We start from the raw sequence: 13861 nt of genomic DNA on the forward strand, positions 1-13861 counted from the left end.
CACGCCCGATCGCCGAATTTCCGGCGACCCAGTGAAGTTAACGATGAAGCGATTCCCGCGATGCCAGACCGAGGCGGTAGAGGGCGTAGGGTAGTTCCCTATTTCATGGCATGGGTGTAGGCAATTTCTGATCGACCGCATGGCAAGGGCAACACAGCCCCCTGTGGGAGCGGGTTTACCCGCGAATGCGTCGGTAGATTCACTGCAGCATTCGCGGGTAAACCCGCTCCCACATAGACCGGTTCCACTCTTGGATTAGTCAATCGCCTGCTTCGTCGTAATGCTCCTAAATAGTTCTATTTCGACGACACAAGCTACATTCAGACAACAATCTGTACCTTAATAACGAACACCCCACTCCCTAAAATGGCCCCCAGGCATCTCCTATACTCAGGCTCCGCCCGTTGCGCAGCCTCTCTGGCAAGGTCACTTCATGAACAAGAAAAACCGCCACCCCGCCGATGGTAAAAAACCCGTCACCATCTTCGGCCCGGATTTCCCCTTCGCCTTCGACGACTGGCTGGAACACCCCGCAGGCCTGGGCAGCATCCCGGCCGAGCGCCATGGTGAGGAAGTGGCAATCGTGGGCGCCGGCATTGCCGGCCTGGTGGCGGCCTACGAGCTGATGAAGCTGGGCCTCAAGCCGGTGGTGTACGAAGCATCCAAGCTGGGTGGCCGGCTGCGCTCGCAAACCTTCAACGGCACCGACGGGATCATCGCCGAACTGGGTGGCATGCGCTTCCCGGTGTCGTCCACTGCCTTCTACCACTACGTGGACAAGCTGGGCCTGGAGACCAAACCGTTCCCCAACCCGCTGACCCCGGCCTCGGGCAGCACGGTGATCGACCTGGAAGGCCAGACCTACTACGCCGAAAAACCCACCGACCTGCCCAAGCTGTTCCACGAAGTGGCCGATGCCTGGGCCGACGCACTGGAAAGCGGTGCCCGGTTCGCCGACATCCAGCAGGCCATCCGCGACCGTGACGTACCGCGCCTGAAAGAGCTGTGGAACAAGCTGGTACCGCTGTGGGACGACCGCACCTTCTACGACTTCGTCGCCACCTCGCGCTCGTTCGCCCAGCTGAGCTTCCAGCACCGCGAAGTGTTCGGCCAGGTCGGCTTCGGCACCGGCGGCTGGGACTCGGACTTCCCCAACTCGATGCTGGAAATCTTCCGCGTGGTGATGACCAACTGCGACGACCACCAACACCTGGTGGTCGGCGGTGTGGAGCAGGTACCGCAAGGCATCTGGCGCCATGTACCGGAGCGCTGCGTGCATTGGCCGGAAGGCACCAGCCTGAGCGGGCTGCATGGCGGCGCACCGCGTACCGGGGTCAAGCGCATCGCCCGCGCTGCCGATGGCCGCCTGGCGGTCACCGACAACTGGGGCGACACCCGTCACTACAGTGCCGTGCTCGCCACCTGCCAGACCTGGCTGCTGACCACCCAGATCGACTGCGAGGAATCGCTGTTTTCGCAAAAGATGTGGATGGCCCTGGACCGCACCCGCTACATGCAGTCGTCGAAGACCTTCGTCATGGTCGACCGGCCGTTCTGGAAGGACAAGGACCCGGAAACCGGCCGCGACCTGATGAGCATGACCCTCACCGATCGCCTCACCCGTGGCACCTACCTGTTCGACAACGGTGACGACAAGCCTGGGGTGATCTGCCTGTCCTACTCGTGGATGAGCGATGCGCTGAAGATGCTGCCGCACCCGGTGGAAAAACGCGTGCAACTGGCCCTGGATGCACTGAAGAAGATCTACCCGAAGACCGACATTGCCGGGCACATCATCGGCGACCCGATCACCGTTTCCTGGGAAGCCGACCCGCACTTCCTCGGCGCCTTCAAGGGCGCGCTGCCTGGGCACTACCGCTACAACCAACGCATGTACGCGCACTTCATGCAGCAGGACATGCCTGCCGAGCAGCGCGGCATGTTCATCGCCGGTGACGATGTGTCGTGGACGCCGGCCTGGGTGGAAGGCGCGGTACAGACATCGCTGAATGCGGTGTGGGGTATCATGAATCACTTCGGTGGCCGCACCCACCCGGACAACCCCGGCCCAGGCGACGTGTTCGACGAAATCGGCCCGATCGCCCTGCCGGACTGAGACAAGGAGGCAGCATGCGCATCGCTCTGTTCCAGGGCGCCCCCAAGCCACTGGACGTACCCGGCAACCTGCAAAGGTTGCGCCACCAGGCGCAACTGGCGGCCGAACGCGGCGCCCGGTTGCTGGTGTGCCCGGAGATGTTCCTGACCGGCTACAACATCGGCCTGGCCCAGGTCGAGCGCCTGGCCGAGGCCGTCGATGGCCCGGCGGCCATGGCGGTGGTGGAGATCGCCCAGGCGCACCGCATCGCCATCGTCTATGGCTACCCGGAGCGTGGCGATGATGGCGCGATCTACAACAGCGTGCAGTTGATCGATGCGCACGGCCGCAGCCTGAGCAACTATCGCAAGACCCACCTGTTCGGCGAGCTGGACCGCTCGATGTTCAGCGCAGGTTCCGATCAATTCCCGGTGGTGGAGCTGGATGGCTGGAAGGTCGGCCTGCTGATCTGCTACGACATCGAGTTCCCGGAGAATGCCCGGCGCCTGGCGCTGGACGGTGCCGAGCTGATCCTGGTGCCGACGGCGAACATGTCGCCGTACGACTTCATCTGCCAGGTGACCGTGAGGGCGCGGGCGCAGGAGAACCAGTGCTACCTGGTGTATGCCAACTATTGCGGCTCGGAAGGCGAGATCCAGTATTGCGGGCAGAGCAGCATCATCGGCCCGGATGGCAGCCTGCTGGCCATGGCCGGGCGGGATGAGTGCCAGTTGCTGGCGGAACTGGAGCATGAGCGGGTGGTGCAGGGGCGGGCGGCGTTTCCTTACCTGAGCGATCTGCGCCAGGAGCTGTACCTGCGTAAAGGCTGACAGGGGCCGCTGTGCGGCCCATTCGCGGGTAAACCCGCTCCCACAGGGTAAATCACAGGCCTGAAAGCTGTGCAGTGCCTGTGGGAGCGGGTTTACCCGCGAAGAGGCCGGCCCTGCAAACAAATGGGTTAGCATGAACACCTGCCCCGGAGTTTCCATGCCTGACGCCACCCGCCACCTCACCCTCGCCAACGGCCTGCAGCTGACCCTGCGCCACGCCCCGCGCCTGAAGCGCTCGGCCGCGGCCCTGCGGGTGCACGCGGGTAGCCACGACGCGCCGACCAGATGGCCCGGCCTGGCCCACTTTCTGGAGCACCTGTTCTTCCTCGGCACCTCGCGCTTCCCTCTGGACGACGGCTTGATGCGCTACGTGCAGGCCCTCGGCGGCCAGGTCAATGCCAGTACTCGCGAACGCACCACCGACTTCTTCTTCGAGGTCCCGCCCAGCGCCCTGGCCGGGGGGCTGGAGCGCCTGTGCCAGATGTTGGCCGAGCCAGACCTTTGCATCGAGCGCCAACGCCGCGAACGCGAAGTAATCCATGCCGAGTTCATTGCCTGGTCGCGCAGCCCTCAGGCCCAGCAGCAGTTCGCCTTGCTGCAATCGGCAGCGCCCGGCCATCCATTGGGCGCTTTTCATGCCGGTAACCGGCACACCCTGGCCTTGCAGGATCCTGCCTTCCAGCAAGCGCTCGGTGGATTTCACCAGCGCTTCTACCAAGGCGGCCAGGTCACCCTGAGCCTGTGCGGCCCGCAATCGCTGGATGAACTGGAATTGCTGGGCCGGCAGCACGCCAAGCTGTTCGCAACGGGTGAACGGGTGCCACAAGCTCTGCCACCGCCTTTATCGACGACCGACACGCACCTGTTGTTCAGCCACGAAAACCTGCCGGCAGGTGCCGACCAGGCCCTTGAGTTGCTGATCGCCTGCCTCGGCGATAGCCGCCCGGGCACCTGGCTGCATGCGCTTCGCCAGCGTGGCTGGCTGCAAGGCTTCAAGGCCGAGGCGCTGTATGCCTTTGCCGGGCAGTTGCTGTGGCACATTGACCTGAAGCTGAGCGAGGACGCCTGCCCAGAGGAAGTCGATGCCCTGTTGCAGGGCTGGTTCGGCTTCATCCGCCAGGCCGCCCCTGAGCAATTGAGTGCCGAGTTCGAGCTGCTGCAGCAAAGTCGCGAACGCAGTGCCAGTGCGCTTGAGCTGGCCCGCCGGGACAGCGCCGGCCAGCCGTTCGCCGGCCTGGACACACAAGGCTTGCAGGCCCTTCGTGCCCTGCTGGAAGGCCTGCCGGGCCGCGCACATGGGCATTGGCAACCGCCCGCCGTCGACCCCTTGCTCCTGGCCGACTTGCCTGATGCCAGTCCGCACCCGCTGCCAGCGGCACTGAAAGTGAGCGACCAGCTGCCTGGCGCCCGTCAGTACGCGGCGCTGTACCTGCGCTGGCATGTCCCGTCCCCCTTGCGCCAGCGCCTGCATGCGCTGCTCGAACGCGCCTTGCACCCCCTGCAGGAGCGCTGCGAGCGCGTATCGGTGCAGTTGCAGTTCAGTACCGCTGGCGAATATTGGCAACTGCGCTGCGCCGGGCTGCCGGCAGCGGTATTGCGCACTGTGGAGCAGGCCTTGGCACTGATGCTCAAGCCCCCGGCAGGAAGCTGGCTGCCGAGTTCGACGCAGCCTCCGGCACTGATCCCCATCCGGGCCCTACTCAAGCAGCTGCCCGACGCAGTGCTGGGCGCCGCGCCTGCACCTGCTCCGGCCTGCACCCTGGCACAGACGCATCTCGACAGCCTGTGGCAGCAAGCACGCTGGCACGGCCTGGCTGCCGGCTTCGACGATGCCGCCCTGAACGCATTGGGCACCGTGCTGCAGCACTGCCCTGGCCAAGGCTCGGCGCCTGGCCCTCTGCCCGCCTGGGCCAACCACCGTTGGCAACATGCCGAAGTACCTGGCAGTGAGCATGCCCTGCTGCTGTTCTGCCCACTGCCGGCGGCCATGGAAGCCGCTGGCCGCCTGCTCGCCCAATTGCTGCAAGGGCCGGTTTACCAACGGCTGCGGGTAGAATTGCAACTCGGCTATGCGGTATTCAGTACCTTTCGTCAGGTCGAGGGGGTCGGCGGCCTGCTGTTCGGGGTCCAGTCGCCTCATGCCAGCCAGGTACAGATCCTCGACCACCTGCTCACCTTGCTGCGCCAGGGCGTCACCCTGGCCCCTGCCGCTGGTCAGGCCCTGGCCGGGCAATTCGATGAACCGGCGATGGGCAACGCCGAAGTCGCCGAATGGGCGTGGCAGACATTCCTGGCCACACAACCCGGCAAGCTGGATGCGCTGCGCAGGTCTATCCTGAAAACGCGGCAGACGGATCTGGACCATCTGCTGAGCCACTTGCTCGATACAGGCTCCACTTGGCTATGCCTTGCCAACGCTGCCGCACCAGATGCTTCCTGGCTGGGTACAACCCCATGATTGTTACGAAAACCGCAACGGAGTTTTCGAATAATTAACCTTTCGGTACAAATTTTTCTTGTAAGATAGCGCAATCCCAACCATGGGAACCTCCAGCCAATGGCGGTACCCAAGTAGTAGCTGACAAACCCACCCCCTCATCCGGAAGGAGTAATTCCATGTGGACCAAACCTGCATACACTGATCTGCGCATCGGCTTCGAAGTCACCATGTACTTCGCCAACCGCTAAGCCCGGCTTACGGTTCAACGCCTCGGCCTGCCGGGGCGTTTTCGTTTTTTCGCTACGGTTTCTGCAGAGAGAGTGGCCATGTACATCCAGGTTCTCGGTTCCGCCGCCGGCGGCGGGTTCCCACAGTGGAACTGCAACTGCGTCAACTGCAAGGGCTTGCGTGACGGCACCCTGCGTGCCACGCCACGCACCCAGTCGTCCATCGCCCTGTCCGACGACGGCGTGCACTGGGTGCTGTGCAATGCCTCGCCCGACATTCGCGCCCAGCTCCAGGCCTTTGCGCCGATGCAGCCGGCCCGCGCCCTGCGCGACACCGGCATCAACGCCATCATCCTGCTGGACAGCCAGATCGACCACACCACCGGCCTGCTCAGCCTGCGCGAAGGCTGCCCGCACCAGGTGTGGTGCACCGACATGGTCCACCAGGACCTGACCACCGGCTTCCCGCTGTTCAACATGCTCAGCCACTGGAACGGCGGCCTGCAGTGGAACCGCATCGAGCTGGAAGGCAGCTTCGTCATCGACGCCTGCCCCAACCTGCGCTTCACCCCGTTCCCCCTGCGCAGCGCCGCGCCGCCCTACTCGCCGCACCGCTTCGACCCGCACCCGGGAGACAACCTTGGCCTGCTGGTAGAGGACACCCGCACCGGCGGCAAGCTGTTCTACGCCCCGGGCCTGGGCCAGGTGGACGACAAGCTGCTGACGATGATGCACGGCGCCGACTGCCTGCTGGTCGACGGCACCCTGTGGGAAGATGATGAAATGCAGCGCCGTGGCGTGGGCACCCGAACCGGCCGCGAAATGGGCCACCTGGCGCAGAACGGCCCCGGCGGCATGCTGGAGGTGCTGGATGGCTTCCCGCGCCAGCGCAAGGTACTTATCCACATCAACAACACCAACCCGATTCTCGACGAAGACTCGCCCGAGCGTGCCGAAGTGCTGCGCCGGGGTGTGGAAGTGGCCTTTGATGGCATGAGTATCGAGTTGTAACAGCCAGATTGCACAAGCAACACAGGCCCTGTGGGAGCGGGTTCACCCGCGAAGAATCCCACACAGTGTATGGCACCGGCTTCGCCGGTGTTCGCGGGTAAACCCGCTCCCACAGGGATCGCGCCGAGACTCAGCTATACAGGAGCCAGCCGAATGAGCGACGCACTGCCAATGTCCCCTGCCGAATTCGAGCAGGCCCTGCGCGCCAAGGGCGCCTACTATCACATTCATCACCCGTACCACGTGGCGATGTATCAGGGTCGCGCCACCCGCGAACAGATCCAGGGCTGGGTGGCCAACCGCTTCTACTACCAGGTCAACATCCCGATGAAGGATGCCGCGATCCTGGCCAACTGCCCGGACCGCGAAGTACGCCGCGAGTGGATCCAGCGCCTGCTCGACCACGATGGCGCGCCCGGCGAGGACGGTGGTATCGAAGCCTGGCTGCGCCTGGGCCAGGCCGTGGGCCTGGACCCGGACCAGCTGCGCTCCCAGGAGCTGGTACTGCCCGGTGTACGCTTTGCCGTGGACGCCTACGTCAACTTCGCCCGCCGGGCCAGTTGGCAGGAAGCGGCCAGCAGCTCGCTGACCGAGCTGTTCGCCCCGCAGATCCACCAGTCGCGCCTGGACAGCTGGCCGCAGCACTACCCGTGGATCGACCCGGCCGGCTACGAATACTTCCGCACCCGCCTGGGCCAGGCCCGGCGTGACGTGGAGCACGGCCTGGCGATTACCTTGCAGCACTACACCACCCGCGCGGGCCAGGAGCGTATGCTGGAGATACTGCAGTTCAAGCTGGATATTCTCTGGAGCATGCTCGACGCCATGAGCATGGCCTACGAGCTGAACCGCCCGCCCTATCACTCCGTCACCCAGGAACGGGTGTGGCACAAAGGGATCACCCTATGAGTTTCGACCGTAATCAAGTGCCAGCCTGGCGCCCCGGCTACCGCTTCCAGTACGAGCCGGCGCAAAAGGGCCATGTGCTGCTGTACCCCGAGGGCATGATCAAGCTCAACGACAGCGCGGCCCTGATCGGTGGCCTGATCGACGGCCAACGCGACGTTGCCGCGATCATCAGCGAACTCGAACAACAGTTCCCCGGTGTCCCGGAAGTGGCCGATGACATCGAGCAGTTCATGGAGGTGGCCCGTGCCGAACACTGGATCGTCCTCGCCTGAGTTACCGCCCACGCCCGCAGTCGGCCTGCCGCTGTGGCTGCTGGCCGAGCTGACCTACCGCTGCCCGCTGCAATGCCCGTACTGCTCCAACCCGCTGGACTTCGCCGCCCAGGGCCAGGAGCTGAGCACCGCGCAGTGGTTCAAGGTGATGGCCGAAGCCCGGGAAATGGGTGCCGCGCAAATCGGCTTTTCCGGCGGAGAACCGCTGGTACGCCAGGACCTCGCCGAACTGATCGGCGAGGCCCGCCGGCTGGGCTACTACACCAACCTGATCACCTCGGGCATCGGCCTGACCGAGGCGCGCATCGCCGACTTCAAGAAGGCCGGCCTGGACCATATCCAGATCAGCTTCCAGGCCAGCGACGAGCAGGTCAACAACCTGCTGGCCGGCTCGAAGAAGGCCTTTGCGCAAAAGCTGGAAATGGCCCGTGCGGTGAAGGCCCATGGCTACCCGATGGTGCTCAACTTCGTCACCCACCGGCACAACATCGACAAGATCGACCGCATCATCGAGCTGTGCATCGCACTGGAAGCCGACTTCGTCGAGCTTGCCACCTGCCAGTTCTACGGCTGGGCCCACCTCAACCGGCTGGGCCTGCTGCCGACCCGCGCGCAGCTGGAACGGGCCGAACGCATCACCAACGAGTACCGGGACAAGCTCAAGGCCGAGGGCAACCCGTGCAAGCTGATCTTCGTCACCCCGGACTACTACGAGGAGCGCCCCAAGGCCTGCATGAATGGCTGGGGCAGCCTGTTCCTCACCATCACTCCGGACGGCACCGCCCTGCCCTGCCATGGCGCGCGCCAGTTGCCGGTGCAGTTCCCCAACGTGCGCGACCACGACCTGCACCACATCTGGTACGACTCGTTCGGCTTCAACCGCTTCCGCGGCTATGAGTGGATGCCCGAACCCTGCCGTTCCTGCGACGAGAAGGAAAAGGACTTCGGCGGCTGCCGCTGCCAGGCCTTCATGCTCACCGGCGATGCCAGCAACGCCGACCCGGTGTGCGCCAAGTCGGCCGACCACGGCATCATCCTCAAGGCCCGCGAGGAGGCGGAAAGCGCCCAGCTCACCATTGAAGAGATGACCTTCCGCAATGAACGAAACTCCCGTGTCATCGTCCGCGGCTGAGTTCAGCGCGGCCCAGGCAGTTGCTGCCGGCACTGACTTCGCCGAACTCAAGGTCAGCGCCGCGGGGCTGTTCTGGAACGAGTTTCGCCCGGCCGATGGTGCCTGTCGCATCTGGCACTGGCAGCACCAGCAGGCCCGCTGCCTGACCCCCGATGGCTTCAGCGTGCGTAGCCGGGTGTACGAATACGGCGGTGGCAGTTTTTGCCTGGGTGGTGACGGGCTACTGTTCGTCAACGAAAAGGACCAGCAGGTCTATACCCAGGCCCTGGAAGGCGCGGTACCGCGTGCCCTGACCGATGATGCCAGCTGCCGCTATGGCGATGTGCAGTGGCACGACGGCCTGGTGCTGGCGGTCGAGGAGCAGCATGGCGAACGGGTCGAGCATCGCCTGGTCACCCTGGGGGAACAAGCCCGCGAAGTACTCGCCGAGGGTGCCGACTTCTATGCCTCGCCTACGGTGAGTACCGACGGCCAGCGCCTGGCGTGGGTCGAATGGGACCGCCCGGCACAACCCTGGACCGTCACCAGGCTGATGTGCCGCACACGTGATGCAAGTGGCCGCTGGGGGCCCGCGCAATGTGTGGCCGGCGCTGACGAATCGCTGCAGCAGCCGCGCTTCGATAGCGAAGGCCGACTCTACTGCCTGTCTGACCGCAATGGCTTCTGGCAACCCTGGGGCGAGGTCGATGGCTGCTGGCAGGCCCTGCCTGCCGAGCCCGCGGACCACGCTGCGGCACCCTGGCAACTGGGCGCCAGTACCTGGTTGGCGCTGGGGCCACAAAGCTATCTGGCCAGCTGGTTCGAAGACGGCTTCGGGCAACTGGGGCTGCGTACTGCCGATGGCCGCCTGGAGCGTTTCGCCAGCGCCTACACGCGTTTTCGCAGCCTGGCCATGGATGCCGAACACCTGTACGCGATTGCCGCCTCGCCGATCAGCCCGCCGGCGGTCATCGCCATCGCCCGCAGCAACCACGAGGTCAGCGTATTGGCTGGTGGCGCCGAAATACTGCCGGCAAGGCATATCAGCCTGCCACAGTCGATCCACTACGGCAGTGACGGCCACCGCGCCCATGGCTTCTTCTACCCGGCAGCCCGCTCGCAAGGGGCCGCGCCGCTGGTGGTGTTCATCCACGGCGGGCCGACTTCGGCCTGTTATCCCGTGCTCGACCCGCGCATCCAGTACTGGACCCAACGCGGCTTCGCCGTCGCCGACCTGAACTACCGGGGCAGCACCGGCTATGGCCGTGAATACCGCCAGGCCTTGCATCTGCGCTGGGGCGAAAGCGATGTGGCCGATGCTTGCGCGGCGGTGGAATACCTGGCCGGACGTGGGCTGGTCGACAGCCGCAAGGCGTTCATCCGCGGCGGTAGCGCGGGCGGCTACACCACACTGTGCGCCCTGGCGTTCCATGATGTGTTCCGCGCTGGCGCCAGCCTGTACGGGGTCAGCGACCCGGTTGCCCTGGGCCGGGCCACCCACAAGTTCGAAGGGGACTACCTGGACTGGCTGATCGGCGATCCGCTGCAGGATGCCGAGCGCTATCGCCAGCGTACGCCGCTGCTGCATGCGGGGCAGATCAAGGTACCGGTGATTTTCTTCCAGGGTGAGCTGGATGCGGTGGTGGTGCCGGAGCAGACGCGGTCGATGCTGGCGGCGTTGCAGGCTAACGGGATAGAGGCCGAAGGGCATTTCTATGCGGGGGAGCGTCATGGGTTCCGCAAGGCGGAGAACCTGGCGCATGCCTTGGAAGAAGAGTGGAAGTTCTATTGCCGGGTGTTGGAGGGCTGAGATTCTGGGGCCGCTTTGCGGCCCATCGCGACACAAGGCCGCTCCTACAGGGATCGCACAAGCCCGAATGTGGCGCTGTACCTGTAGGAGCGGCCTTGTGTCGCGATGGGCTGCAAAGCAGCCCCAAAAATCTCAGCGCTTGGCGATGATATACACCGCATGCACGATCCCCGGAATATACCCCAGCAAGGTCAGCAAGATATTCAGCCAGAACGCCCCGCCAAACCCCACCTGCAGGAACACGCCCAGCGGTGGCAGGATGATGGCGATGATGATGCGTATAAAGTCCATGCGAGTTTCTCCTGAAGGGGTTACATCAGAGACTAGCCGCCCGCCACAGAGGTTCAACAGGCAAAAAAAACGCCCCGGGCCGAATGAAACAGGCCAAGGGCGATGCGCAGGAACGCCAGACGGTTCGTAGAATTCTCGATGTCACCAGGCCGCTAGGCTGGCATTTCGCGGCGGGCCTGCTGCTGGGCGTGCAGGCGGGCGAAGGCACGGGCCAGGCGCAGCAGCATTTCGTCGATGTTGCCCTTGCTCACGGTCAGCGCTGGCGAAAAACGCACCACATCCGCCTGCGGTGCGTTGAGCAGCAGGCCTTCGTGCAGGGCAGCCGCCACCAGCTCGCGGGCTAGGTTTTCTTTCATCTGCAGGGCCCACAGCAGGCCTTGCCCGCGCACTTCGCCCTGGCCATAGCGCCCGGCCAGCCGGCTCAGGCCTTCACGCAGGTGGCGGCCGTTGTCCTGCACGTGGACGAAGAAGCCAGGCTCCAGCACGGTATCCAGCACGGCCAGGCCGGCGGCGCACATCAGCGCGTTGCCATGGTGGCTGCCTTCCAGTTCGCCAGGCTCGGCGCAGCACGCCGTGCCCCGGGCCAGCAAGGCCGCCAGCGGCACGCCACCGCCCAGGCCCTTGCCCAGGGTGATGATGTCGGCGCGCACGCCGTAGGTTTCCTCTGCCAGCAGCGCACCACAGCGGCCGATGCCGGTCTGCACCTCGTCGAGGATCAGCAGGATGCCCAGTTCGCGGCACAGCGTTTCCACACCCTTGAGGTATTCCTGCGTGGCCGGGATGACACCTGCCTCGCCCTGGATAGGCTCGAGCATGATCGCCACGGTGCGCGAGTCCACCTCGGCGTGCAGCGCCGCCAAGTCATTGAACGGTACCTTGCTGAAGCCCGGCAGGCCCGGCTCGCAGCGGTTGCATGGCAGCGGGTCGGACGCCGACAACGCGCCCAAGCTGCGGCCATGGCAGGCCTGGCTGGCGGTAATGATGTGATAGGCGCCGTTGCGGTGCAGTTGGCCCCACTTGCGCGCCAGCTTGATCGCACCTTCGCAGGCTTCGGCACCGCTGTTGAGCAGGTAGGCCTGGTCGCTGCCGGTGCTCTGGCACAGGCGGTTGACCAGCCCCAGCAGGCCACGGCTGTGGTAGCCCGAGCCCGGGTTGATCAGCGCCTGGGCCTGGTTGCCCAGCGCCTTCACCAGCACACTGGGGCTGTGGCCCAGGCAGTTGACTGCACCACCTTGGGTGAAGTCCAGGTAGGCATGCCCTTCGTTGTCCCACAACCAGGAGCCCTGGCCACGCACGAACACCTGCGCTGCGCGTTCGGTGCTGGGCATCAGGCGCTCACGCGACAGCTGCGGCGCTTCCGGCACGATCACCGGCGCACGCTTGGGCTCGGCGACGGCGGCAGGGGCCGGGCGGCGCAGGTTGAACAGGTTCATCAGGGCTCCAACCAATCACGACAGGGGCGGCCACGGTGCGGTCTGGGTGCCGGCACTCGATATTTTGCCTTTCCTATCAAAAGTGTTTTTCATCCGGGGTAACAATCGATCGATTCATCGCTGTAACCCGTTGGAATACGGCGATAGACTAGGCCTCGCGAGGGTTTTCGACCATTTCGTTTTTCCAGCATTTTCGATAAGTATCACTTATGGATTTCCGCCAACTGCGTTATTTCGTCGCGGTGTATGAAGAAGGCCACGTGGGCCGCGCCGCCGAGCGCCTGTCGCTGTCCCAGCCAGCGCTTTCCCAGCAGATCCGCCAGCTGGAGCACAGCCTCGACCTGAGCCTGTTCGAACGCAGCAACAAGCGGCTGCTGCCGACTCTGGCCGCCCACACCCTGTACAACCACGCCCTGCCGTTGCTCGACGGGCTGCAGCGAGCCCACGAGGCCATGCGCAACTTCAAGGGCCAGTCGCTGCGTACTTTGGCCATCGGCGTGCTGCAGACCGTGCGACCGAGCCTGGTGCCGCAGCTGCTCGAGCGCCTGCGCAGGGCACAGCCGCACCTTGTGGTGCAGATCTACGAATTGTCGGGGCTGGAGATCGAACGGCGCTTGCTCAATGGCAGCCTGGACATCGGTATCAGCTACCTGCCGCCACGCCAGCCGGGGCTGCATGGTCTGTTGCTGTACGAAGATGAGCTGCAACTGGTCATCCCCGCTACCCACCCGCTGAAGGACTTCAAGAAGGTGTCCATTCGCCAGGCCGCCGAGCTGCCCATGCTGATGCTGGGCGAGGAGTTCCAGATCCGCCAGATCTGGCAGGCGCAGCTGGCCAGCCAGGGGCGTCGGCCGCAGGTGCAGGCAGAGATGAACAACATGGCGGGGATTCTCGACAGCCTGGCCCATACCGCGCTGGCCACCATCCTGCCGGGGCGGGCCAAGGAGGCCGCCGAGGATGACCAGGGGCTGCTGTGGAAGCCGTTGAGCGAGCCGCGGGTACCGCTGAAGGTTGGCTTGGTGTTCCGCGATGCCCAGCGCCAGCAGGCCTCTGTGGAGCTGCTGCGCACGCTGCTGGAGGAAGAGACGGACGCCCGCCTGTTGGGCGCATCACCGCTGGATGTGCTGGGCTGAAAAACACGCGCACAAAGAAAACCCCGCCGAAGCGGGGTTTTCCAGACTGTTTCCCTGTGACATCCGTATCGCCCCGCCATCCTGGCAGGTGGTCCTTCGTCGTCATCCTTGATCTGTCCTTTGCGCTTCCTGCGCAACGTCCATGTGGTAAAGAATAGCCGTGGATCCAATCTGAGAACAGTGGTGAAAAGTCACCACGTTGTGTAGGAAAAAGCTTACACGACAGGGGCCGCTTGGCGGCCCATCGCGACACAAGGCCGCTCCTACAGGGGAACGCATAGCCATTCGAGCTTGCGCGG

General features: G+C 64.7%; 12 protein-coding genes. 10 read left to right on the forward strand and 2 right to left on the reverse strand.

The annotated features are described in order from the left end of the window. Positions 1-433: 433 nt before the first annotated feature. The 9 genes from CAG00_RS09060 to CAG00_RS09105 all read left to right on the forward strand — a co-directional run bounded on the left by CAG00_RS09060 (position 434) and on the right by CAG00_RS09105 (position 10705). Positions 434-2116, forward strand: a complete 1683-nt coding sequence (locus CAG00_RS09060; RefSeq protein ID WP_013970572.1) for an NAD(P)/FAD-dependent oxidoreductase — start codon at positions 434-436, stop codon at positions 2114-2116. 14 nt (positions 2117-2130) lie between these two features. Next, complete coding sequence (locus CAG00_RS09065; RefSeq protein ID WP_085664087.1) at positions 2131-2925, forward strand: carbon-nitrogen hydrolase family protein; 795 nt, start codon at positions 2131-2133, stop codon at positions 2923-2925. Between the two features lie 157 nt (positions 2926-3082). Continuing rightward, positions 3083-5383, forward strand: a complete 2301-nt coding sequence (gene pqqF, locus CAG00_RS09070) for a pyrroloquinoline quinone biosynthesis protein PqqF (RefSeq protein WP_085664088.1) — start codon at positions 3083-3085, stop codon at positions 5381-5383. Positions 5384-5541: 158 nt separating this feature from the next. Beyond that, positions 5542-5613 carry a pyrroloquinoline quinone precursor peptide PqqA gene (pqqA, locus tag CAG00_RS09075; protein ID WP_003243383.1) on the forward strand — a complete coding sequence of 24 codons (72 nt, stop codon included), beginning with the start codon at positions 5542-5544 and terminating at the stop codon, positions 5611-5613. A gap of 78 nt (positions 5614-5691) precedes the next feature. Beyond that, entirely contained in the window at positions 5692-6603 is a 912-nt protein-coding gene (gene pqqB, locus CAG00_RS09080) for a pyrroloquinoline quinone biosynthesis protein PqqB (protein WP_024086143.1), read from the forward strand. A 153-nt stretch (positions 6604-6756) separates the two neighbouring features. Then, positions 6757-7512 carry a pyrroloquinoline-quinone synthase PqqC gene (gene pqqC / locus CAG00_RS09090; RefSeq protein ID WP_003255592.1) on the forward strand — a complete coding sequence of 252 codons (756 nt, stop codon included), beginning with the start codon at positions 6757-6759 and terminating at the stop codon, positions 7510-7512. After that, positions 7509-7784, forward strand: coding sequence for a pyrroloquinoline quinone biosynthesis peptide chaperone PqqD (gene pqqD / locus CAG00_RS09095; RefSeq protein WP_004375207.1), 276 nt, complete (start codon positions 7509-7511; stop codon positions 7782-7784). The genes pqqC and pqqD overlap by 4 nt, the downstream gene beginning before the upstream one ends. Next, a complete protein-coding gene (pqqE, locus tag CAG00_RS09100) occupies positions 7756-8916 on the forward strand; it encodes a pyrroloquinoline quinone biosynthesis protein PqqE (protein ID WP_025337440.1) in 1161 nt (386 codons plus the stop codon). The genes pqqD and pqqE overlap by 29 nt, the downstream gene beginning before the upstream one ends. Next, on the forward strand, positions 8882-10705 hold the full coding sequence (locus CAG00_RS09105) for a S9 family peptidase (RefSeq protein WP_085664089.1): 1824 nt from the start codon (positions 8882-8884) through the stop codon (positions 10703-10705). The genes pqqE and CAG00_RS09105 overlap by 35 nt, the downstream gene beginning before the upstream one ends. Positions 10706-10837: 132 nt before the next feature. On the opposite strand, the gene CAG00_RS09110 is transcribed toward CAG00_RS09105, so the two are convergent. Further along, positions 10838-10996, reverse strand: coding sequence for a YqaE/Pmp3 family membrane protein (locus CAG00_RS09110; protein ID WP_009681539.1), 159 nt, complete (start codon positions 10994-10996; stop codon positions 10838-10840). Positions 10997-11148: 152 nt separating this feature from the next. Continuing rightward, complete coding sequence (locus tag CAG00_RS09115; RefSeq protein ID WP_085664090.1) at positions 11149-12429, reverse strand: aspartate aminotransferase family protein; 1281 nt, start codon at positions 12427-12429, stop codon at positions 11149-11151. A 209-nt stretch (positions 12430-12638) separates the two neighbouring features. Between CAG00_RS09115 and CAG00_RS09120 the strand changes: the two genes are divergently transcribed. Continuing rightward, on the forward strand, positions 12639-13562 hold the full coding sequence (locus tag CAG00_RS09120) for a LysR family transcriptional regulator (RefSeq protein ID WP_004375209.1): 924 nt from the start codon (positions 12639-12641) through the stop codon (positions 13560-13562). The last annotated feature ends 299 nt before the right edge of the window (positions 13563-13861 follow it).

It is taken from the genome of Pseudomonas sp. B5(2017), assembly GCF_002112825.1.
In the GTDB taxonomy this organism is placed as follows: domain Bacteria; phylum Pseudomonadota; class Gammaproteobacteria; order Pseudomonadales; family Pseudomonadaceae; genus Aquipseudomonas; species Aquipseudomonas putida_Z.